Here is a 22,285-nt window from a genome sequence, read left to right as displayed (position 1 = left end):
GCCGAGCGGGCGGCGGCGGTGACGCAGACGGTCCCCGCGAAGGCCCGATTGGCGGTTACCCGCGTGGACTTGACATCATTGACACCGGTCAGTTCAGTCCAGCTCGTCGCAAAGCGAAGGATCAGCGTGGCGCAGTTCATCTACACCTTGGAAAAGGCGCGCAAGGCGCACGGTGACAAGGTCGTCCTCGACGACGTCACCCTGTACTTCAACCCGGGTGCGAAGATCGGCGTGGTCGGCCCCAACGGCGCCGGTAAGTCCAGCCTCCTGCGCATCATGGCGGGTCAGGACCAGGTCTCCAACGGCGAGGCGAAGCTCGCCAACGGCGCGACCGTGGGCATGCTCGCGCAGGAGCCGCCGCTGAACGAGTCGAAGACCGTCATGGAGAACGTGATGGAGGCCGTCGCGGACATCCAGGGCAAGCTCGACCGGTTCAACGAGGTCGCCATGGAGATGGCCACCGACTACACCGACGAGCTCATGGCCGAGATGGGCCGCCTCCAGGAGGAGCTCGACGCCGCCAACGCCTGGGAGCTCGACTCGAAGATCGAGCAGGCCATGGACGCGCTGCGCTGCCCGCCCGGCGACTGGCCCGTCACCAACCTCTCCGGCGGCGAGCGCCGCCGCGTGGCGCTCTGCAAGCTGCTGCTCGAGGCGCCCGACCTGCTGCTCCTCGACGAGCCCACCAACCACCTCGACGCCGAGTCCGTGCTCTGGCTGGAGCGCCACCTCGCCTCCTACGCCGGCGCCGTGATCGCCATCACCCACGACCGGTACTTCCTCGACAACGTCGCGGAGTGGATCCTCGAGCTCGACCGCGGCCGCACCTACCCCTACGAGGGCAACTACTCCACTTACCTGGAGAAGAAGGCCGAGCGCATGAAGGTGGAGGGCCGCAAGGACTCCAAGCTCCAGAAGCGCCTCAAGGACGAGCTCGAGTGGGTCCGCTCGAACGCCAAGGGCCGCCAGACCAAGTCCAAGGCCCGCCTCGGCCGCTACGAGGAGATGGCCGCCGAAGCCGAGAAGACCCGCAAGCTCGACTTCGAGGAGATCCAGATCCCGCCGGGCCCGCGCCTCGGCTCCACCGTCATTGAGGTCAAGGACCTGGTCAAGGGCTTCGACGGCGAGACGCTCATCAACGGGCTGGACTTCAACCTGCCGCGCAACGGCATCATCGGCATCATCGGCCCGAACGGCGTGGGCAAGACCACCCTGTTCAAGACCATCGTCGGCCTCGAGAAGCCCGACTCGGGCACCGTGAACATCGGCGGCACGGTCGACATCTCCTATGTGGACCAGAACCGGGCGGGCCTCGACGGCGACAAGTCCGTGTGGCAGGTCGTCTCCGACGGCCTCGACTACCTCATGGTCGGCAAGGTCGAGATGCCTTCGCGCGCTTACATCGCCGCGTTCGGCTTCAAGGGCCCGGACCAGCAGAAGCCCACCAAGGTCCTCTCGGGCGGCGAGCGCAACCGGCTCAACCTGGCGCTCACCCTCAAGCAGGGCGGCAACGTGCTCCTGCTCGACGAGCCCACCAACGACCTCGACGTCGAGACCCTCTCGAGCCTCGAGAACGCGCTCCTGGAGTTCCCCGGCTGCGCCGTGGTCATCAGCCACGACCGGGCCTTCCTCGACAAGGTCGCCACCCACATCCTCGCCTGGGAAGGCGACGATGAGAACGGCCTGCCGAAGTGGTTCTGGTACGAGGGCAACTTCGAGGCCTACGAGAAGAACAAGGCCGAGCGGCTCGGCCCCGAGGCCCTGAACCCGCACCGGGTCACCCACCGGAAGCTCACCCGGGACTAGCCGTGGCGCGCTTCAAGACCGATGTCGCCCTGCGCTGGTCGGACATGGACGCCTTCGGGCACGTGAACAACAACAAGTTCATGGTGCTGCTCGAAGAGGCCCGGGTCGCGATGATGTTCTCCGCCGCGGCCGAGTCCGGCATCCCCGGCTTCCGCGAGGGCGTCGTCGTGGCCCGCCACGAGGTGGACTTCCTGCTGCCCGTGGTCGTGCCCGCCGAGACCCGCGTCGAGCTGTGGGTCGAGCGGATCGGGAACTCCTCGTTCTCGTTCGCCTACGAGCTCATGGCGAACGACAAGCTCGCGCTGCGCGCCAAGACCGTGATGGTGCCGTTCGACACCGCCAGTCAGCGGCCCCGGCGCCTCACCGCCGAGGAGCGCGTCTACCTCGAGCAGTGGACCGACTGAAGCCTGCGGTGACTGCACTCCGATGACCGATCCCACCACTGCCGGGGACGACGCGGCCTTCGCCGCCCGCGCCGCCAGGCTCGACCCCGACACCATCGTGCTCGCGCAGGGCGGCCGCCTCTGGGCTGCCCTGCCCTTCGGGGTCCTCGCCGTGCGCGAGGCCGGCTCCGACGGCGGCGGCGCCTTGCCCGACGGCGTTTACCGCGCCGGCGACCTCGCGGCCGGGACGGCGACACCTCGGCCCGCCGCCGAATGGCGCGGGCGGCTCCCCAAACAGCCGTGGACGACCGTCGAGACCGTCCCGGCCGCCGACATCGCCGAGATCGACCGCAAGGCCGCACAGGCGCTGCGGGAGCGGCGCGGCCAAGGGGTGGGCGACCGGCGCCTGCGCGACGCCATGCTCGACCACGTCACCCTCCGCGTCGAACACGACGGCCGGATCTATCCGGTCGAATTCCGGCTCGTGGCCGGCCTGTGCCGCATGGGCTTCCTCGGCGAGGATCCGGTGCGGGTGCTCAAGGCGGGACGGCGGATCGGCCTCGCCGGGACCTTCGGCACCGTCTGGGACCGCGACCGCGGCCTGCCGATGCTGTGACCGATTCAGAACACTGAGTGACTGTCACACGATCGGTGACGGATACCCGACGTCCGGAGGATGGGACGTCCCTTCCTGTTCTGATACATATGAAACCGGTGACAGTACCCCGTTCGCGCCTGCGAACAAACGCGCGACGGTTCATACTTTTGGTCAGGATTGGTTGACGGTTGTGCCATGTCAGTGGCGAGCCCTAGTCTGCTCACTGCAACACGACGTAACTTGGCTATGCCCCGCGAAGCACGACCAATCGCACCAATGGTTCAGCTCAGCATGAATGCCAACGTATTACCCAACACTGCCAGTGATTCGCATTTTGGGTGGGAAGGCGGACAACACCATGGCATGGTGGCGCAGCAGAAAACGCGACGCACAGCAAGAGTCGACCGCCGAGGCGGTCGCCGAAGCCGACAGCGAGCTCGGCGGAGCCGCCGAGCGCGCCCAAGCGCGCGGCAGCCAGCCGAGCGCGGTCCCGAACCCGCGCGCCGAGCGGCACGAGGACCCCGAGGTCGACGCCGAAGCGCTCGAGATCGACCTCGAGTTCGCCTCCCGCGAGCTGCGTCACGAGCTCACCGCGGAGCAGCTCCTGCTCGGCCCCGAGCGCGAGCAGATCTCCGAGGTCGACCGCTGGCACCTCATCAAGCGGGATCTCGAGGAGATCGACCCGGAGTTCATCAGCGACCTGGAGCAGATCGCCGCCGACGCGGTCGCCCAGGAGGCCGACGAGGCCGCGCCGCTCGACTCGGACCGCATCATCGCGGCCCTGAAGAACCTCGACATCCGCTACCTCGTCGACGAGAACGGCGGCATCGTGGCCCTCTGGGAGCGCCACATCGTCCAGGTCCGCGCCGAGGGCCCGGACGCCGACATCCTGGTGCTGCGCGCCCGCGCCTACCAGACCGTCCCCCGCGAGTGGGCCGAGCGCGGCTACGCGGCCATGAACGAGTGGAACCGCACCCGCCGGTTCCTCAAGGCCTACCTCGGCGAGCCGACCGACTCGGGCGCGCTCCCGGTCTTCGGCGAGATCCAGGTCCCCGTCCGCCCCGGCATCACCACCGCCCTGCTCGAAGAGCTCATCGACTGCGGCACCGCGATCTCGGGCACGTTCGTGGAGTGGCTCGAGGGCGAACTGCTCTGAACCCTGCCGGTCTGACCGTTGCGTCCGCCGCCCCGGGCTCCGAAAGGAGCCCGGGGCGGCGCTTTTGCGCAGGTGCGAACGGCTTTCGGCCGGTACGATCATGAGGAACCCCCACCTCCAAATTGGATAGGAGACCCCATGGACCCCGCACCCCAAGGCTCGCGACCACCTGAGCCCGCCGCACCCGCACCGGCCGCACCGAGCGCCGACCCCGAAGCGCCGCAAGCGGAAGCCACGGCCAAACTCCCCGCTCCCCCGGTCTTCACCGGCGAGAACGACGCGACCGTGAAGGTCGTCCCGGGCGCCGCCTCGCATCCCCCGGCGGCACCCGCACCGTCCGCGTTCGAAAAGGACGACGACTTCCTCACCGAGGCCCAGGCGCCCGCGGTCGCCCCGGGAGCGGTGCCCCCGGCACCGGTCTCCTCGACCGGCGCCATGCCGCAGACGACCCTCCCGTCGCCGGTGGCCCCGCCCGCCCCCGCCTACGCGATGACCCCGCCCCCCATGGGTTCTCCGGGCGGGGCACCGCCCGCACCGCCCGCCATGCCGACCGGTCCCGTGCCGCTGCCCCCGGCCCCGCGCAAGCCCCGCAACCAGGGCGCGATCACGTTCGCGGTCATCGCGATCGTGCTGTTCATCGCCGCCGCCGCGTTCGGGATCCTCTACTCCGAGAAGGCGAACGACTTCTCCGATCAGGCCGACCGGCTCGCCGCCGTCGAGGCCGAACGCGACGAGCTCGAAGCCGCGAAGACCGAACTCGAGGACGAGATCGTCGCCCTCCAACTGGAGCGCGACAACCTCCAGGCCGACTCCGAAGCCCGCCAGGTCTGCTCCGACGCGCTCGACGTCCTCATCGCCGACGAGTACCCGGGCACCGTCGACAGCCTCGAAGACTTCGCCAGCGCCGAGTACCTGACCTGGGCCGAAGCCCACGACGAGCTCTACCGCGAGGTCCAGCGCCAGTGCCTCGTCTGATCCGACGCTGACACGACGACGGAGCGGCGGGTCTCCCCGCCGCTCCGTTTCACGTCTGGTGTCTCTTGAGCGCTACGCGCTCCGCGTGCTGGTCACTTGGTTCATGCGTTCCGCGTGCTGGTCACATGGTTCATGCGCTCCGCGTCTGTCGCGGGCTTCATGCGCTCCGCGTACTGCTCACATGCTTCATGCGTTCCGCATGCTGCTCACATGCTTCACGCGTTCCGCATACTGCTCACATGCTTCATGCGTTCCGCATGAAGTCCGCGGCCCGCTCCATGTACTCCCACATGACCTTGTCGTACTCGGGAGCGAGCGCGACCTCGTCCATGGCGTGGCGCATGCAGCGCAGCCAGGCGTCGCGCTCGCGCTCGCCGATCGTGTAAGGCGCGTGGCGCATCCGCAGGCGCGGGTGGCCCCGCTCCTCCGAGTACGTGTGCGGCCCGCCCCAGTACTGCTCGAGGAACATCTTCAGCCGCCGGGCGGCCGGGGCCAGGTCCTCTTCGGGGTACATCGGCCGCATGATCGGGTCGTCGGCGACCTGCGCGTAGAACGCGTTCGTCAGGCGCTCGAAGGTTTCCTCGCCGCCCACGGCCTCGTAGAAGGACTGCGTGGGCGCAGGCTGTCCGGTCGGGGTCAAGGCGACCACGGCGCGCGGGCTGTCACTAGGCATCTCCCAATCGTGCCAAGGGCGGGACCGACTGGAAAGCCCATCCGGCGCGCGTCACACCGAATGGGCCGCACATCACCTAAGCGGTCGTCCCGGCCGCCCCTGGAGCACCAGCGGCCCCGCCGTTCGCGACGGTCCGGGGCACGTAGATCCGCCCGGCCGACCCGAGGTCGATGATCCCGGCCGCCCGCAGCGCCTCGGTGACCCGCAGCCGCAGCTCGCGGCCGGCCGCCCACTGCTTGTCCGAGGTCGTCCGCACGCCCAGGCGCACCTTGATCTCGTCGATCGTCATCTCGATCGGGCCCAGGTACTCGGGCTCCTTGAGGATGTGCTCGCTCCACTCCTCGTCCTCGACGAAGCCCTCGGCGACCTGAGTGATGATCTCCCCCGCCCGGTCGATGTCCGCCGTCGGCGGCAGCGGGGTGTCCACGACCACGTACGCCCAGCTCTGGCTGGAGTTGCCGACCCGCAGGATCTGGCCGTTGCGCACGTACCACAGCGTCCCGTCGAGCGACCGCAGCGTGGTGACGCGCAGGCCCATGTCCACCACGGTGCCCGTGGCGTCGCCGACATCGACGTTGTCGCCCACGCCGTACTGGTCCTCGATGAGGATGAAGATCCCGGCCAGGTAGTCCTGCACGAGGTTCTGGGCGCCGAAGCCGATGGCGATGCCGGCGATGCCCGCGCTGGCGAGGATCGGCGCGAGGTTCACGTTGAAGGCGCTCAGGACCAGCATGAACGCGACGGAGAAGATGACGATCCCGGCGACGTGCTGGAGCACGCCGGTGAGGGTCTCGGCGCGCTTCTCGCTGCGGTCGCCGAGGAGCTCGTCGCGGCGGGCGTTGCCCGAGCCGAGCTTGTCCGCGAGCTCGGCGATCGACTGCGGGCCCTTGATGGAGGTGACCTGCTTGATGATGCGGCCGATCGCGCGGTTGACGAGCCAGCGGAGGAAGAAGGCCGCGAGGACGATGAGCAGGACCTGCCCGATCTTGTCGAAGACCGCGCCGCCGTCGACGGCGAAGCCCTCGCTCTTGGTGATGCTCCACAGCATCGAGCACGAGTTGAAGCCCGCTTCGCAGGGCGAGGCCTCCTCGGTGGCGGCAAGCAGTTCCACGTTCGTCCTTCTCAAGGTCATGAGGGTGCGGCCGCAGTGTTCACAGGCCGCTCGCACCCTTGCCGACGTCCGCCACATGCGGCGTCGCCTCGGGTTCGCACAGACGATATTCGCGCGTCATTCAAGATCCCACGGAACCAGGGTGCAATTTTCTGAGATTTAGGTCAAACTTGACGGGACCGATGGCTTGGAGGTACGTCACCGTGATAGGTCCTCGACATAGGAGCACGCTCGACAGCGACCCTGCCCCAGGGATGCTCCCGAATCTCTTCACGCACCACGCGTCCACGCTGGGCTCCGCCCTCGTCCTCAACCAGAGTTACGAGCCCCTGTGCGTGATACCAGTCAAGCGGGCTGCAGTGCTGCTGCTCACTCGGAAGGCCGAAACCGTCACTCCTGGTGACGGTTTTCTGCGCTCGGAATCCATGCACATACCCGTCCCCTCGGTGGTCCGCCTCAACCGGTACGTGCCGATTCCGAGGCAGGTCGGGGCCAGCCCTTCGCGGCGCGGCGTGTTCGCCCGCGACGACTGGCGCTGCGTCTACTGCAACGCCTCGGCCGAGACCATCGACCACGTGGTGCCCCGCTCGCGCGGCGGGACGCACACGTGGGACAACGTCGTGGCGGCGTGCGCCCCCTGCAACCACCGCAAGAGCGACAAGACCCTGGCCGAGCTCGGCTGGCGCCTCCCTCGGGTGCCCCGGCCGCCCTCGGGCTGGCAGCTGCGCGGCTTCCGCGGCCAGCGCCGCCCCGACCCGGCCTGGGAAGCATGGCTTCCCAAGCACGGAAAGGAGCGCGCACGGCTCTCTTAGGAGCCGCCATCGGACGCGCGGGGCCCGTCGCCGGTCGTGAGACCGACGGCGGGCCCCGTTCGCGCGCATGCTCCTCCGCACCAACGCATCCCGGGCTTGTGCGACCGGGTGCACCGGAGTTACCACCTGCGGCGATGTGAGGGGCGTAATTGGATTAGTCTGAGGGCCAGGCACGGCGCCCACTTGCCAGCCGTAGATGAAATAGGCCGAGGAGCCCGCCTGCCGGCCCGGCACGACCGGGCGGCCGGCGCCCGCTAACCAGCCGCAACGAAGCGGGGTGTCGGCGCCCGCATGCCGACCACCCTGTACCTGCATTTAGGGGAGCAACATGACGTTCCAGGACTGGCTGATACTGTTCGGCGCCCCGATCCTGGTTGTGGTCGCGGTCTTCGCCGTGATCTTCCTGCGGCACCCGCGGCCGCAGTCCCGCTACCGCGCGGGTGAGCCCTACAACTTCAAACCGGTGTGGTTCGTCGCCCGCAATGGCGCGGTGGCAGGCGAGTCCGGCTTGGCCGAACTCGAGTCGGGCGCTCACGTCGCCCCGACCGTCGCCAGTGGACCCAAGGGAGGCTCGCATGGCAAGTGGTAACCAGGTGGTCATCGTCGAGGGCGTCGACAAGAGCCCCGAGGAGGTCCAGCCGGCCGTCCTCGAAGGCCCCTTCGACACCCGCGAGCTGCTGCACATCGACGAGGCCCTGTCCGTGGCCGAGCGCGACGGCGGCGGCCTCCACTACAGCGTCTACGTCGGCCCGCTGCACGACCCGGTCCGCGGCGCGGCCGAGTCCCTGCACGACAAGCTCGCCGACCCGGACCGCTCGATCCTCATCGCCGTCTCGCCCGAGCAGCGGCAGCTGGAGATCGTGACCGGCAAGCTCGCCCAGGAGAAGATCCCGGACCGCTCAGCGGCCCTCGTGGTCTTCTCGATGGAGGCCGCGTTCGGCGCCGGCCAGCTCGCCGGCGGCATCATCACCGGCCTGCGCATGCTCGCGGAGACCGCCGCGAGCCGCTAGACCTCGACGTACGACGAAGGCCCGGAAGCCGCGGCTTCCGGGCCTTCGCACTGCTCAGGGCTACTTCGACTTGCCGGCCTCGGCCGGGAACTGGCGCTTGAGGAGATCCTCGGCCTCGGTGAGCTCGAGCTTGGAGATGAACTCGACCCACGAGAGCGAATCGGCGACGGTCTCGCGGATCGACAGGATGGTCGTCCCCGGGATGCGCATCGTCAGGGTCGCGGGGGAGCCGATCTGCTTCTGGGCCAGGACCGCTTCGGTCGGCTGGCCGTTGAGGCCCTTCGCGAGCTCGAACACCGCCGACTCGTTCTCCTTGGCCTTCGGCACCCATTCCATGTCGCGCTTGAGCACCAGCGCCGCGCCGACGGCCTTGCCGCCGGACTCGCCGCTGTAGGTGAGCACGATCCGGTTCGCGTCCCCCCGCGCGCTCGACAGGCTCCACGCCGTGTCGACGACGTCCACGAGCTGCCCCTGGAAGCGCCGCACCGAGCTGCGCGCCTGCTTGGCCTGGCGCCGCTCGGCGAGCGGCTTCGCCACGACCCGGAACGCCACCACGAGCACCGCGAGGACGAGCACGCCGATGCCGACCGCGGCCACCTCGTGCAGCCCGGCGTCGAGCGACCAGATGATCGACATCGGCACCAGCACGCCCGAAGCGAGGCCCAGGAGCGGCTTGAGCCAGAACGGCCCGTTCCCGCCCGGCATGCGCAGCGGTGCCATCAAGCCGATCACGGCCGCCGCGACCAGCGCGATCCCCGTGAGCTCCGGCGCGGGCACGTCGTAGCGGCGCAGCCAGTCCACGGCCCACCAGGCCATGAAACCGGAGCCGATGAGCACGGTCGGGATGAGCAGCACGACGGCGAACATCAGCTGCTGGGGCTGCGGCCGGGTGCGCGAGGCGAGCACCGGCCCGAGAAGCAGGAGCGGCAGGACGATCCCGAACAACGCGACCAAGGTGGCGCTCAGGACGGTCACCGGCAAAAGCGCGGACAAGGCGGCTCTTCTCCTCTTCTCTGTCCGGGTCGGCGCAGGCAGGCACCGGGGGGTGGAACACGGCGAGCTTACCAACGGCGCGAGAAGCGCTCAGGGCTCCGGGACCGCCGTTGTGCGCGGCAGCCCCGGAGCCCCGATGGGAGTGGATCCGGTGTTAGGCGGACTTGTCCAGTTCACGGCCCTTCAGGGCGCGGGCCACATCGGCCCGGCCCTCGGCGACGCCGCGCTTGACCGGCGCGGGCCGGTCCTCGGCGAGCCACGCGTCGAGCGCTTCGAGGGTGGCGGCCTCGATCAGGTTCGACGGGAACGCGAGCTTGGAGAACTCGACGGCCTGCTGCGCGCCCAGCTTCTCCCACAGCTCCGGCACCGCCTCCAGGTACGGGCGCAGGTACGGGCGCACCAGGTCGGCCTGGTCGAGCGGCGCGAAACCGAGCATCGAGGACCGGCGGACCCAGTTCTCGGAGTTCGGGTCGGTGATCCGCTCCCAGGCGCGCTGCTTCGCTTCCGCGTCCGGCACGACCGCTCGGGCGATGATCGCCAGGCGCTGGCCGTCGGCGGTCGAGTCGCGGTCGAGCTCGGCGTCGATGGCGTCCTCGGGGACCGCGCCGTTGCCGGCGAGCCCGGTGAGCAGCGCCCACCGCAGGTCGGCGTCGACGGCCAGGCCCTCGGGGACCTCGCGGTCCTCGAGCCACCCGGCGATGCGGGCCAGGTCGGCCTCGGAGCGCGACGCGGACGCGTAGGCCTTCGCCCACGACCGCTGCGGGTCCGAGCCCGGTGCCGCGGCCTCCATGGCGGCCTTCGCGGCCTGCGCCCAGGACTCGCGCAGCGCGGCCCGGTGCGCGGGGTCGGCGTAGGCGAGCGCCCCGGCGACCTGCCGCTGCGCGACGGTGACGATGTTGATGTCCGTCTCGGTGGTGAGGCTCTTGGTGCCCAGCGCCACGAACTGCGTCGCGGAGAGCTCGGCGTCGCGCAGCATGTCCCAGGCCGCGGCCCAGATGAGGGCGCGGGCGAGCGAGTCCTCGAGCGCCGAGGTGTGCTCGACGGCCGTGGCCAGGCTCCGCTCGTCAAGGCGCAGCTTCGCGTAGGTGAGGTCGTCGTCGTTGAGCAGCAGCAGGTCCGGCTGCTTCACGCCCGCCAGCGCGGCGATCTCGGTCGCTTCACCGGTGACGTCCACTTCGATCCGGTCGCGGCGCACGAGCGCGCCGCCCTCGAGGTCGTAGAGGCCGATCGCGATGCGGTGCGTGCGGTGGGTCGGGTGCTCGGCGGGGACCTCCTGCAGCACCGTGACGCTCGTGTAGTTCCCGGCCGCGTCGACCGCCACGTCGGGGCGCAGGGTCGAGACGCCGGCGGTGCGCAGCCACGTGTCCGCGAAGTCCTTGAGCGGCTTGCCGCTCGCGGCCTCCAGCTCGCCCAGCAGGTCCTGGAAGACTGCGTTCGAGAACTGGTGCTTCTGGAAGTACGAGCGCAGCCCGGCCAGGAACGGGTCGATGCCGACGTAGGCGACGAGCTGCTTGAGGATCGAGGCGCCCTTGGAGTAGGTGATGCCGTCGAAGTTGGCCTGGATCTCCTCGGTGTCGCCCGCGGCCGTGTACACCGGGTGCGTGGTCGGCTGCTGGTCGGCGCCGTAACCCCAGTTCTTGCGGGCCGACAGGAACGTCGTCCACGCGCCGTCGAACCGGGTGGCCTCGACGTTCGCCCAGTGGCTGGCCCACTCCGCGAAGGACTCGTTCAGCCACAGGTCGTCCCACCAGCGCATGGTCACGAGGTCGCCGAACCACATGTGCGCCATCTCGTGCAGGATCACGTTCGCGCGCTGCTCGAGCTCGAAGTCGGTGACCTGGGAGCGGAACAGGAACGAGGCCTCGGCGATCGTGATGCAGCCGAAGTTCTCCATGGCGCCGAAGTTGTACTCGGGGGCGAAGACCTGGTCGTACTTCGGCAGCGGGTAGCGCACCCCGAAGTGCTCGTGGAAGTGGTCGAAGCCCTGGCGGGTGACCTCGAAGACCCCTTCGGGGTCGAGGTAGTCCTTCATCGACTGGCGGCAGTACAGCCCCAGGCCGATCCCGTCGTGTTCCTCGTGCACCCCGTAGTACGGGCCCGCGCAGATCGCGGTGATGTACGGGCTCATCCGCACCGACTGCTCGAACAGGGTCACCTTCAGGCCGACCTCGTCGACGACGGTCTCGGACTCGGCGGGCATGTTCGAGATGACGGTCCAGTGCTTCGGGGTGCGCACCTGGAACGTGAACGCGGCCTTGAGGTCGGGCTGGTCGAAGCAGGCGTACACGCGCTGCGCGTCGGCCACCTCGAACTGCGAGTAGAGGTAGGTCTCCTTGTCGACCGGGTCGACCATGCGGTGCAGGCCCTGGCCGTCGGTCGAGTACGCGCAGACCGCGTTGACGACCAGCTCGTTCTCGGCCGCGAGGCCCGTGATCTTCAGCCCGGCCTTGGGGTCGAAGGCCGTGAGGTCGACCGGCTCCCCGTTGAGGTAGGCGTCTTCGATGCGCTCGGCGGCGATCTCGATGAACGTCTCGGCACCCGGTTCGGTGCAGGAGAACTTGACGGCGGTGCGCGAGCCGAAGGTGTCGCCCTGCTCGTGCCCGGTGAGGTCGAGCTCCACGGTGTAGGACTCGACGTGGAGCAGCTCAGCGCGTCGCTGAGCCTCGTCTCGAGTGAGAATGTGCGTTGCCGCCACAATGCCTCCAGTCAGGGTTCGGATATGAAAGAAGTGTGTCACATCTCGGGAGTTCACTCGGCGGCCACGTCGGCGACGAACAGGGTCGATTACGCTCGTGGCGTGACTGCTGCACACCCGATCGACCAGGCCTGGCTCTCCACCGGTAGCACTGGCGCGAAGAACTACGACGAGTTCCCCGACGAAACCGAGATCACGCGGATCATCGAGGCGAACCCCGCGTCCATGCTGGGCGTCGAGATGCCCGCCCACACGCCCGAGGCGGTGGCCGCGGGCCTGACGTTCGAGCAGGCCCTCCCGGCCGCCGCCGAACGCCTCGCCGCGCTCAAGGAAGCCGGGCGCTTCGCCGCGTTCGGCGACGTGGCCGTCGCCTACCGGATCTCCGGGGGCGAGGAGCCCACCGCCTACGGTGTGTTCTGCCTCGTCGACACCGCCGAGATCTCCTCCTCCGCCGAGGAGCCCGGCAAGGTCATCCGCAACGAGGACGTCTTCATCGAGAAGGTCAAGCAGCGCAACGAGCTCAACCAGCGCCTGCGCCACCTCCTCAGCCCCGTGCTGCTGCTCCAGTCGAGCCGCGGCGAGGAGCTGCACGCCGCGATCGAGACCGCGATCGCCGGCGCCGGCGATCCCGTCGCGAAGGATGTGGACGAGGCCGGGCGCTCTCATGAGATCTGGGCCATCGGCGGCGACGCCGGCGAGGCCCTGACCGCGCTGGCCGGCGACGGCGACCTGATCGTCGCCGACGGCAACCACCGCTCGCTCGCCGCGCAGGTCGGCGAGCTCGACCGGTTCCTCGCGGTCATCACCACCCCGCAGTCGGTCGTGATCCGCCCCTATCACCGCCTCGTCAAGGGCCTGCCCGGTTCGGCCGCGCAGCTGGTGGAGCAGATCGGCCAGATCGGCGCCTCGGTCGTCGAGACCGACGGCCCGCCGGAGACCCCGGCCGAGGGCGGCACCGTCGTCGTCTACGGCCAGGGCCGCACCTGGGAGATCGCGTTCCCCGCCGTGGAGGGCTCGGTCGTGGACCGGCTCGACCACACGCAGGTCGAGAACGAGGTCTTCACGGGTCTGCTCGGCTGGGACGCGGGGGACAAGCGCATCACGTACGTGGGCGGCGACTACCCGGCGTCGTGGCTCGCCGAGCAGGTGGACGCGGGCAAGGCCGACCTGGCGATCCTCATCGCGCCGGTCACGGTCCCCGACTTCATCGACGTGAACCTCCAGCGGCTCAAGATGCCGCGCAAGTCCACCTGGTTCGTGCCGAAGGCGCGCGCCGGTCTCGCCATCGTCGAGCTCCCGAAAGGCTAAGGTCCCATCGTGCGCATTTATCTCGCCTCCGACCACGCGGGCCTCGAACTCAAGGACCACCTGGTGAAGCACCTGGGCGGCCGCGGCTTCGAGGTCGTCGACGTGGGCCCGCACCAGTACGACGCCGAGGACGACTACCCGCCGTTCTGCCTCAACGCCGCCTCGCAGGTCGTGGCCGACAAGGGCAGCCTCGGCATCGTGATCGGCGGCTCCGGCAACGGCGAGCAGATCGCCGCGAACAAGGTCCCGGGCTGCCGTGCGGCCCTGGCCTGGAGCGTGGAGACCGCCAAGCTCGGCCGCCAGCACAACGACGCGAACGTGGTCGCCATCGGCGGCCGCATGCACTCGCTCGAGGAGGCCACGAGCTTCGCCGACGCGTTCGTGGACGAGGCCTTCTCCGGGGCCGAGCGCCACCAGCGCCGCATCGACATGCTCACCGAGTGGGAGGCCACTCACGAGCTGCCCGAACTGCCTTAAGCCGCAACGAGCACACGAAGGCCCGGGCTCCGGCTCGGGCCTTTCTCGTTGCCTGAAAACCAGGCGAATTCGGTACAGCGCATCTGGAGTAATTGGACCGGTGTTGGTAGCGTCGACACATGTCCAAGGGTTTTCGCGTTCTCCTCCACATACTGCAGCTGCTGTCGCTCTTGGGAGCCCTGTGGTACCTGTCCTTCAGTTTCCGCAACGCCTACTTCGACTTCGGCCTCAGCGACGGGGAGATCCAGCATCTCAACACCTGGATCATCGGCCTCACCGTGCTGTCGATCGCACTCTCGCCTTCGCTCTGGTCGCTCTCCCGAGCGGGAAGCCAGGCCGCCGCACCCGCCTCCATCGGCAGCTACGACCGCGTCCCGCCCGCGCCCGTCCCCGCCCAGCAGCAGCCGGGCAACGCGTTCGAGCCGATGAACGCGAGCCAGGCGCCCGCCCCGCCCGCCAGCTCGTACGGCCAGCCCTCCGCGGGCGGCATCACCCCGGCCTCCTCGCCGCAGGCCGGCAGCCCCTGGAACCCGGGGCGCTGAGTCCGCGGACCCCGCGCCGGGTTGTCAGCTGAGACGATGCGAACAGCACCGCCTCTGGGGGCCGTGGAAGGTGGATTCCGGGCGTTACGCTATGGGCTCGGATCTATTCATCGCGAAGGACCACCTCATGTCGCACGCCACCGTCGACCTCGTCTGCGGACCGGCCGACCCCCTGCCGGGGTCAGAGCAGAGCTACCGGCTGACCGGCCTGCTCGGCTCGGGCGGGCAGGCCGACGTGTACCAGGCCGTGCGCGTCTCCGCCGGGGTCGCCTCGGCGCCGCTGAGCGTCAAGGTCCTGCGCCTCAACCCCCACGACACCCGCGAGCACCAGTTCCGCTCCTGGGACAAGGGCGACGCGGTCCTCATGGACCTCCACGGCCGCGACGTGGGCTCGATCTGCCGCCGCATCGACGCGTTCTACGGCCGGCTGCCGCACCCGCCCGGCCAGGCCCCGCAGGGCGAGCCGGTGCCGTTCCAGGTCCTCGAGTACCTGCCGGGCCACGACCTGCGCCAGCTCCTGCAGTGGCGGCTCGGCCGCGTCGACGCCGCGCGCACCCTCAAGTCCGTCGCCGATGTCATGCGGGCGATGCACCACCCGCCCACGGGCGCGCACCCCGTCCTGCACATGGACCTCAAGCCCGCGAACGTGATCATCGGCCCCGACGGCTCGGCGAAGGTCATCGACTTCACCGGCGCCCGCTACTACACGCCCGCGCACTTGACCACCATCGCGTACACCCGCGAGACCGCCGGGCCCGAAGCGCACCAGGGGAGCGTCGGCCCCGCCTACGACGTGCACGGCTTCGGCTCGATCGCGTTCTACCTCGTCACGGGCGCGAGCGCGCGCACCGACTCGCCCGGGCAGGAGCAGTCGGTGCCGTGGGCGCGGCTGCGCAAGCACCCGGTCCTGGAGTCGAACCCGCGCCTGCGCGAGCTCTTGACCGCGCCGCTGGACGACAACCCGGACAACCGGCCGCGCACCGAGGAGCTGCCGCGCTGGATCGGCGAGCTGTGCGCCGTCGTCTCCCGCTCGAACCTCCCCGACCTCGGCGTCGACTGGAACACCCAGCACCAGGGCGGCCCGCACTCGATGCCGCTCGGCGGCAATCCCATCGACTCCGCCGCGACCCGCCGCCTCGACTTGGCGCCCCCGCCGCTCGCCGCGCCCACGCAGGTGACGCCCGCTTCGGCGCCGCCCGCCGACAGCACCCGCGTCATGTCCGACGGCACCCGCGTGATGGCCGACGGCACCCGCGTCATGGAGGCCGGCGTTCCCCCGCAGAGCCCGGCCCCGCAGGAGAAGCCGATCACCGGCCGCGTCCGCGTGCCCGGCCAGAACGAGCGCCCCGACGCCTACTCGCCCGGCCGCTCCGCCGGGCCGTCCCCCGAGCGCGGCCCGCTGCCGCGCCTCAAGCTCGCCACCGACCCCGAGGAGCCGAGCGAGCGCGAGCTCGACAAGGCCGACCGGCCGCCGCTGCTCGGCCCGCCCGGATCGCTCTCGAAGGGCTTCGAGCTCTCCGTGATCGGCGCCCTGTTCTCGCTCATCATGTGGCTCATCTGGGCCCTCCAGCAGGGCATGGAGACGCTCGGCAGCCAGGTCTTCAGCTACCTGTTCGTGCTCGCCGTGGCCGTCGGCGTGTTCTTCCTGATCCGCGTCGCGGGCGGCATCCTGTGGGGCCGCTGGCTGCACGCCAAGCGCAAGTCGGCGCGCCTCGCGCACCTCGCGACCGGGGTCTTCCTGTTCATGGTCGGCATGAGTTACCTCGACCAGCTCAGCTGGTCTTGGATCTCGCTCGACTTCGGCTGGTTCGACTGGATCACCGATCTTTTCGGAGAGTAGCGGAACCGGCACTATGGGGGAGGTTTCGCGACTTCCCATGGAACTTCGAGTCTTTCTCCAGCGCTTCCGAAGTGATCGCGCCTACCATTTCCCGTAATGAACGCCGCGGGAATCTTGCCTGATTTTCCGATTCCCGCGGTGCAACCGCCGAGGGCGGATCACGCGTCTAAGTAGACGACAAGATCCCCCTGGAAACCGGAAAGGCATTGAGATGACCGCATTGACATCGGTCGGTGCCGCAGCTCTCACCCCTGAGCAGCGCGAAGCCTTCGATCGCGACGGCTATCTGATGATCCGCGGCGCGCTCGACGCCGCTGAGATCCAGCGTTGCAACGACGCTCTGGACCGCGTGTACGAGCTCGAGAAGGAAGCGGGGCGCCTGAGCCCCGAGGGCGCGATGCACCGCCTCGACGCCGTCACTTCCTGCCCGGAACTCGCGTTCCTCCTCAACCACCCCAAGACCTTCCACTACGTGTGGTCGATCCTGGGCTGGAACTTCCACGTCTACCACTCGCACGTGGACAAGCACCCGCCGATCGAGGGCAAGCGCCCCTTCCGGTTCGAATGGCACCAGGACGGCGGCCGCCAGAACCGCGAGACCGAGACCGACCCGCGCCCGCGCCTGTCCGTCAAGCTCGCCTACTTCTTCACCGACCTGGCCGAAGAGGGCCGCGGCAACACCAAGATCATCCCCGGCTCCCACAAGTGGAACCGGATCGACGGCCCGCCCCGCCGCGACATGGAGTGGCCCGACCCCGAAGGCGCCATCGAGGTCACCGGCAACGCCGGCGACGTCATGTTCTTCGACCGCCGCATCTGGCACGCCCGCAGCGACAACTACTCGGACCTGACCCGCAAGGTCGCGTTCTTCGGGTTCACGCCGCGCTGGATCCGCGCCCGCGACATCGTCGACCACCTGCCGAACGAGCCGTGGTGGAACGACCTCGACCCGGTGCAGCAGCAGATGCTCGGCGGCCACATGGCCACCGGCGACCACGGCTGGGGCCACTGGCCGAAGGAGACGCCGCTGTACAACTGGCTCGCCGAGCGTGACCTCCTCGACCCGGATTACCCGCCGCTGCGCCCGTAAGGGCCCGCACGTGGCAGGCTGGCCGCATGAGCACCACTGACCTCGCCCGCGACATCTTCAACCGCTCGCACCTGACCGGGGAGTTCACCCTCCGGTCCGGTGTGGTCGCGCACGAGTACTTCGACAAGTACCTGTTCGAGTCCGACCCGGTCCTGCTGCGGCGCATCGCCGAAGCGCTGGCGCCGCTGGTGCCCGCGCACGGCGTGGACGCGCTGGCCGGGCTCGAGACCGGCGGCATCCCCATCGTGACGATGCTGTCGCAGGTGACGGGGCTTCCGGCCCTGTTCGTGCGCAAGGAGGCCAAGACGTACGGCACGTGCCGCCTGGCCGAGGGCGGCGAGGTCGAGGGGCGGCGACTGTTCATCGTGGAGGACGTCATCACCTCGGGCGGCGCCGTGCTCGACGCCGTGGCGGAGCTGCGGAACCGGGGCGGGATCGTCGAGGGCGGCCTGTGCGTCATCGACCGCGAGTCGGGCGGCCTGAAGAACCTCGCCGAGATCGGCGTGGCGATCCGGCCGCTGTTCACGATGACCGAGCTGAAGTCGGCCGGGGCGAACTAGCGTCATACGGAGGAGGGCCGGACGGGTGACCGTCCGGCCCTTCGCCTTATCTCGCCCAGAGCCAGATCTCGGTCCCCTTGGGGTGCTCGCTGCCGGCGTCGAGGGACTGCTCGAAGACCGTCCCGGTGAACCAGATCTGCGCGGTCTTGACGGTGAACCCGAGGCTTTCGAGCTCTTCGGTGGCCTTCTCGATGTCCATGCCGACCACGTCGGGGACCTCGACGGGCTCGGGGCCGTCGCTGATGACGAGGTCGACGGTGTCGCCCGGCCCGGCGGGGGCCTCGCCCGCGGGGGTCTGCGAGATGACGAGACCCGCCTCGATGGTGTCGCTGTGGCTGCGGGTGACCTCGCCGATCTCCAGGCCCTCGGTCGTGATGTCCGCGCGGGCGTCGTCCTCGGACTTGCCCACCACATTCGGGACGGTGAGCGGCGGGAACCCGTCGGAGACGAAGACCGTCACCGGGGTCCCGGCCTTGACCTCCTCACCCGCGGCAGGGTCGGTGCGGGTCACCTCGCCCGCCCTGATGTCGACGCTGTACTCGTGCTCGACCTTGACCTCGGCGTCGAACTTCGAGAGCTCCTCGCGAGCCTCGTCCTCGGGGAGCCCGGCCAGGTTCGGCACCTGGTACCGTTCGGGCCCTTGCGAGACGACCACGGTGATCGTGGAGCCGCGGCGGACGCGGTCGCCCACATCGGGGTCCTGCGAGACGATCCCGCCCACGGGCACGCTCTCGCTGTAGCCGTCGACGATCTCGACCTCGAAGCCCGCCTCTTCGGCGAACGCCTCCACGGACTCCCGCGACTGGTCGAGCAGCGACGGCGCGGCCGTGTACCGGCCGATGCCGATCCACCATCCGGCCGCGGCGACGCCGACGAGCAGCGCCACGATGAGGCCGAGCGTCAGCAGGGCCTTCCACGACCGCTTTGCCTTCGGCGGATCGACGACCATCGTCGTCTGCACGACCCGCGTGGGCCGCGGGACCTTCCCGGTGCTGCCCTTGGCGGGCCGCACGTCGATCGCGTTGAGCCGGCGCAGGAACGCCCCGGCGTCGACCGGGCGCGCGCCGGGCCGCCGCGCGGCCGCCGTCGTCACCAGCTCCGCGAGGCCGTCCGGCACGTCGGGGGCCTTCACCTGCGGTGACGGCACGTCCTCGTCGACGTGCCGGCGCGCCACCGCCCCGGAGTCGGGGCCGTCGAAGGGCACCTCCCCGGTCAGCAGCTCGTACAGGAGGATCGCGGTCGAGTACACGTCGCTCGCGGTCGTGGCGGGCTTGCCGTTCACCAGCTCGGGCGCCACGTACGCGGCGGTGGCGACGAGCGGGCCGCCCGTGTCGCGGTCGCCGTGGACCGCTTCGGCCAGACCGAAGTCCACCACCTTGACGCGGTCGCCGCGGCCGCCGTTCTTGAGCAGGATGTTCTCGGGTTTGATGTCGCGGTGCACGAGCCCGGCGTCGTGCGCGGCCTGGAGTCCGTCGAGGACCTGGCCGCACAGCTCCACCGCCTCTTCGAGGCGCAGGCGGCGGCGCCGGTTGAGCAGGTCCCGCAGGGTCGTGCCGGGCACGTACTCCATGACGACGTACGGCAGTCCCTCGTGGACGCCCTGGTCGAACACGGCCACGATGTTCGGGTGCGAGAGGCGCGCGATGGTCTTGGCCTCGTCGGCGAAGGCCTTCACGTCGAACCCGGCGACCGCCGCGTTGGTGATGATCTTCACCGCCACGGTGCGGTCGAGGCGCTCGTCCCGCGCCTCGTAGACATCGGCCATGCCGCCGCGCGCGATGAGCCGCTCGAGCCGGTACCGCCCGTCGATACGCGCGCCGGTCAGGTCCCCAGTCGTCGTTGTCAACCCGCACCTCCTACTTGGTCAACAGTGTAGGAGTTCGCCACGACTCTTACAGGACCTCTGCGCCGGGGAACACAGGCTTGTCAGGCGCCACGACGCCGAGGCGCTTCGTGGCCCGCGTCAACGCCACATAGAGGTTCCGCAGGCCCGTGCCCGCGATCGCGTCCGGGTCGACGACGATCACGGAGTCGAACTCGAGTCCTTTGGCCTGCTTGACGGTGAGCACCGCCGCATCGGCGATTCCCGCGAGCCCCGCCGCGCGCTCGGGCGTGGTCACGATCGCCACGCTGCCCTCGCCGACCGCCGCCTTCTCGGCCGCGACCAGCTCCTCGACCCGCGCGTCCAAGTCCTCCTGCGCGATCTCGAGCCACGGCCGGTGCCCCGACTCGCGCACCGAGCGCGGCCGGGCCGCCTCGACGTCGATCGCGTCGAGCACCCGCACCGCGACCTCCATGATCTCGGCCGGGGTCCGGTACGAGACCGTCAGCTGCTCGGCCCGCCAGTCGAGCCCGGCGTTCCCGAACACCTCGCCCCAGCGCTTCGGCGCGGTCGGGCCGGCGGCCTGCGCCAGATCCCCGGCGACGGTGAACGACCGCGTCACGCACCGCCGCAGCAGCGCCCGCCACTCCATAGGGGACAATTCCTGGGCCTCGTCGACGATCACGTGCCCGAAGATCCAGCGCCGGTCGGCCGCCGCCCGCTCCGCCACGGACACGAACCGCTCGTCCACCTGCCGCTCGCCGAGCCAGAACTCGTCGATGACGTCGGTGGCCTGCAGGATCTCCGACTCCTCGTCCTCGAAGTCGAACGAGGCCGAACCGGCCGCGATCGTGAGCACGTCCTGCGCGTACGCGATCTGCTCGGCCGTCAGCTCGCCGGCCCGCTGCTTCACCTCGACCTCGCCCAGGTGCTCGGCGGCCTCGTCGAGCAGCGCGATGTCGGCCTCGCTCCAGCCGCCCGGCTCGCGCAGCAGCAGCGCCCGCTCCTCCTTCTTGAGCACCGCCGCCGCCGAGGCGATGAGCTCCCGGGACGAGAACAGGTCCTCCAGCAGCTCCTTCGGCGTCAGCTCGGGCCACAGCACCTCGATCTGGCCCCTGATCACCGGATCGGAGGCGATCTCGACCGCGAACTGCGCCCGGTCCTCCAGGCCCAGCAGGTTCTCCCCGCCGAGCGGGTCCTCGCCGATGATGTCCGCGTACTGGATCGCCAGGTCGGCGATCACCCGCTTGTGGAAGGTCTCGCGCGCCTCGTTGTGGGGCAGGCCCGTCTCGCGCGCCGCGTCCCGCGCCGCCGTGATCTTCTCGGGCCGCAGGAACAGCTCGTGGCCCTCGAAGTCGACCGGCACGGGCTCGCGCGGCACCACCTGGCGGTCGGCCACCGCGCTGGCGATGACGCCGGCCATGACGGCCCGGCCCTTGACGGCGGCCGCGGCCTCGATCTCGGGCCGGTCGGCGACGACGCCGGGGAACAGCTGCGCGGGCGTGCGCAGCAGCACGTCGGACTCGGCGAGGCCGGGCAGCACCTCGGAGATGTAGCGCAGGAACTGCTTGCCGGGGCCGATGATGAGCACGCCCTGGCGCTTGAGCCGCTCGCGGTGCTCGTAGAGGAGGTAGGCGGCGCGGTGCAGGGCGACGGCGGTCTTGCCGGTGCCCGGCGCGCCGTCGACGATCATGACGCCCTCCAAAGGCGCGCGGATGATCCGGTCCTGCTCGGCCTGGATCGTGGCCACGATGTCCTGCATCGTGCCGGTGCGGGCCGCGTCGAGCGCGGCCATGAGCGCGCCCTCGGAGCCGATCGTGGAACCCGACTCGCCCGCGGCGTCCAGGTCCAGGACCTCGTCGTTCACCGAGCGCAGGCGGCGGCCCTTGGTGTGGAGGTGGCGGCGGCGGCGCACCCCGGCCGGGGACGCGGCGGTGGCGAGGTAGAAGCGGCGGCCGGCCTCGCTGCGCCAGTCGACGAGCATCTGCTCGCCGCCTTCGGCGTGGATGCCGATGCGGCCCAAGTACATCGGCGCATCGCCGTTGAGGTAGTCGAGCCGCCCGAAGCACAGGCCCTCTTCGACGGCGTCGAGCTCGGCGATGCGCCGGCGGTACAGGTGCGTCTCGGCGTCGCGCTGCGAGCGCTCCTGGTCGTTCTCCACATGCTTGCGGCGCGACTCGCCGAGCCGCTCGCCGCTCTCGTCGCGCAGCCGGTCGAGGCGGGCGTACAGCTCGTCGAGGCGCTGCTGCTCGAACAGTATCGCCTGCATGACGGCCGGATTGATGGCAGCGGACACGGCTCTCCTCTGAAGCGGAGCGGACGGATTCAAGACGAGATGCGCGGAATGGTCCTGGGCGCTGCGAGCCTGGGCACTTTCAACCCGATCGACTCGCCAGTGTCTCCTAGGCCGCGTGAGGCGCAACTGAAAAAGCTT

At 70.0% G+C, this 22,285-nt stretch carries 20 protein-coding genes; 14 read left to right on the top strand and 6 right to left on the bottom strand.

From position 1 onward, the window contains the following. Nucleotides 1-126 precede the first annotated feature (126 nt). From ettA to AB0K52_RS23050, 5 genes are all read left to right on the top strand, one after another. Nucleotides 127-1,806 carry an energy-dependent translational throttle protein EttA gene (gene ettA / locus AB0K52_RS23070; protein WP_363535980.1) on the top strand — a complete coding sequence of 560 codons (1,680 nt, stop codon included), beginning with the start codon at nucleotides 127-129 and terminating at the stop codon, nucleotides 1,804-1,806. Between the two features lie 2 nt (nucleotides 1,807-1,808). Next, a complete protein-coding gene (locus AB0K52_RS23065; RefSeq protein WP_363535977.1) occupies nucleotides 1,809-2,210 on the top strand; it encodes a thioesterase family protein in 402 nt (133 codons plus the stop codon). Nucleotides 2,211-2,232: 22 nt separating this feature from the next. Beyond that, a complete protein-coding gene (locus AB0K52_RS23060) occupies nucleotides 2,233-2,805 on the top strand; it encodes a hypothetical protein (protein ID WP_363535974.1) in 573 nt (190 codons plus the stop codon). Between the two features lie 340 nt (nucleotides 2,806-3,145). Further along, on the top strand, nucleotides 3,146-3,943 hold the full coding sequence (locus tag AB0K52_RS23055; protein ID WP_363535972.1) for a YbjN domain-containing protein: 798 nt from the start codon (nucleotides 3,146-3,148) through the stop codon (nucleotides 3,941-3,943). 138 nt (nucleotides 3,944-4,081) lie between these two features. Continuing rightward, a complete protein-coding gene (locus AB0K52_RS23050; protein ID WP_363535969.1) occupies nucleotides 4,082-4,918 on the top strand; it encodes a hypothetical protein in 837 nt (278 codons plus the stop codon). 244 nt (nucleotides 4,919-5,162) lie between these two features. Here the strand turns inward: AB0K52_RS23050 and AB0K52_RS23045 are convergent, their stop codons facing one another. Beyond that, a complete protein-coding gene (locus tag AB0K52_RS23045; RefSeq protein WP_363535966.1) occupies nucleotides 5,163-5,591 on the bottom strand; it encodes a globin in 429 nt (142 codons plus the stop codon). 76 nt (nucleotides 5,592-5,667) lie between these two features. Next, nucleotides 5,668-6,702 carry a mechanosensitive ion channel family protein gene (locus AB0K52_RS23040; RefSeq protein ID WP_363535964.1) on the bottom strand — a complete coding sequence of 345 codons (1,035 nt, stop codon included), beginning with the start codon at nucleotides 6,700-6,702 and terminating at the stop codon, nucleotides 5,668-5,670. A 254-nt stretch (nucleotides 6,703-6,956) separates the two neighbouring features. Here AB0K52_RS23040 and AB0K52_RS23035 point away from each other — a divergent pair, with 254 nt between their 5' ends. The 3 genes from AB0K52_RS23035 to AB0K52_RS23025 all read left to right on the top strand — a co-directional run bounded on the left by AB0K52_RS23035 (nucleotide 6,957) and on the right by AB0K52_RS23025 (nucleotide 8,524). Beyond that, nucleotides 6,957-7,514: an HNH endonuclease gene (locus AB0K52_RS23035; protein WP_363535961.1), complete on the top strand. Its 558-nt coding sequence runs from the start codon at nucleotides 6,957-6,959 to the stop codon at nucleotides 7,512-7,514. Nucleotides 7,515-7,842: 328 nt separating this feature from the next. Then, the gene (locus tag AB0K52_RS23030; RefSeq protein ID WP_363535958.1) at nucleotides 7,843-8,103 is read left to right on the top strand and encodes a hypothetical protein; all 261 of its coding nucleotides are present in this window, start codon (nucleotides 7,843-7,845) and stop codon (nucleotides 8,101-8,103) included. Beyond that, nucleotides 8,090-8,524 carry a DUF5130 family protein gene (locus AB0K52_RS23025; RefSeq protein ID WP_363535955.1) on the top strand — a complete coding sequence of 145 codons (435 nt, stop codon included), beginning with the start codon at nucleotides 8,090-8,092 and terminating at the stop codon, nucleotides 8,522-8,524. The genes AB0K52_RS23030 and AB0K52_RS23025 overlap by 14 nt, the downstream gene beginning before the upstream one ends. 60 nt (nucleotides 8,525-8,584) lie before the next feature. On the opposite strand, the gene AB0K52_RS23020 is transcribed toward AB0K52_RS23025, so the two are convergent. Next, nucleotides 8,585-9,517 carry a hypothetical protein gene (locus AB0K52_RS23020; protein ID WP_363535952.1) on the bottom strand — a complete coding sequence of 311 codons (933 nt, stop codon included), beginning with the start codon at nucleotides 9,515-9,517 and terminating at the stop codon, nucleotides 8,585-8,587. A 154-nt stretch (nucleotides 9,518-9,671) separates the two neighbouring features. Further along, on the bottom strand, nucleotides 9,672-12,212 hold the full coding sequence (gene pepN / locus AB0K52_RS23015) for an aminopeptidase N (RefSeq protein WP_363535949.1): 2,541 nt from the start codon (nucleotides 12,210-12,212) through the stop codon (nucleotides 9,672-9,674). Nucleotides 12,213-12,314: 102 nt separating this feature from the next. On the opposite strand from pepN, the gene AB0K52_RS23010 reads away from it, so the two are divergent. The 6 genes from AB0K52_RS23010 (at nucleotide 12,315) to pyrE (ending at nucleotide 18,029) form a co-directional block, all read left to right on the top strand. Beyond that, nucleotides 12,315-13,520: a DUF1015 family protein gene (locus AB0K52_RS23010; protein ID WP_363535946.1), complete on the top strand. Its 1,206-nt coding sequence runs from the start codon at nucleotides 12,315-12,317 to the stop codon at nucleotides 13,518-13,520. A 9-nt stretch (nucleotides 13,521-13,529) separates the two neighbouring features. Then, nucleotides 13,530-13,997 carry a ribose-5-phosphate isomerase gene (locus AB0K52_RS23005; RefSeq protein ID WP_208493884.1) on the top strand — a complete coding sequence of 156 codons (468 nt, stop codon included), beginning with the start codon at nucleotides 13,530-13,532 and terminating at the stop codon, nucleotides 13,995-13,997. Between the two features lie 119 nt (nucleotides 13,998-14,116). Beyond that, a complete protein-coding gene (locus tag AB0K52_RS23000; RefSeq protein WP_363535943.1) occupies nucleotides 14,117-14,539 on the top strand; it encodes a hypothetical protein in 423 nt (140 codons plus the stop codon). 127 nt (nucleotides 14,540-14,666) lie between these two features. Then, nucleotides 14,667-16,379: a protein kinase gene (locus tag AB0K52_RS22995; protein WP_363535940.1), complete on the top strand. Its 1,713-nt coding sequence runs from the start codon at nucleotides 14,667-14,669 to the stop codon at nucleotides 16,377-16,379. 211 nt (nucleotides 16,380-16,590) lie between these two features. Next, a complete protein-coding gene (locus AB0K52_RS22990) occupies nucleotides 16,591-17,469 on the top strand; it encodes a phytanoyl-CoA dioxygenase family protein (protein WP_363535934.1) in 879 nt (292 codons plus the stop codon). Nucleotides 17,470-17,495: 26 nt separating this feature from the next. Continuing rightward, nucleotides 17,496-18,029, top strand: a complete 534-nt coding sequence (gene pyrE / locus AB0K52_RS22985; protein WP_363535931.1) for an orotate phosphoribosyltransferase — start codon at nucleotides 17,496-17,498, stop codon at nucleotides 18,027-18,029. A 46-nt stretch (nucleotides 18,030-18,075) separates the two neighbouring features. Here pyrE and AB0K52_RS22980 read toward each other — a convergent pair whose 3' ends face one another. Continuing rightward, nucleotides 18,076-19,875 carry a PASTA domain-containing protein gene (locus AB0K52_RS22980; RefSeq protein ID WP_363535928.1) on the bottom strand — a complete coding sequence of 600 codons (1,800 nt, stop codon included), beginning with the start codon at nucleotides 19,873-19,875 and terminating at the stop codon, nucleotides 18,076-18,078. 46 nt (nucleotides 19,876-19,921) lie between these two features. Further along, the gene (locus AB0K52_RS22975; RefSeq protein WP_363536025.1) at nucleotides 19,922-22,120 is read right to left on the bottom strand and encodes an ATP-binding domain-containing protein; all 2,199 of its coding nucleotides are present in this window, start codon (nucleotides 22,118-22,120) and stop codon (nucleotides 19,922-19,924) included. Nucleotides 22,121-22,285: the final 165 nt, after the last annotated feature.

Source organism: Glycomyces sp. NPDC049804 (genome assembly GCF_040674615.1).
Lineage (GTDB): Bacteria > Actinomycetota > Actinomycetes > Mycobacteriales > Micromonosporaceae > Glycomyces > Glycomyces niveus.
The sequence above is the reverse complement of the archived record's forward strand: the minus strand, read 5'-3'. Positions and strand labels throughout refer to the sequence as shown.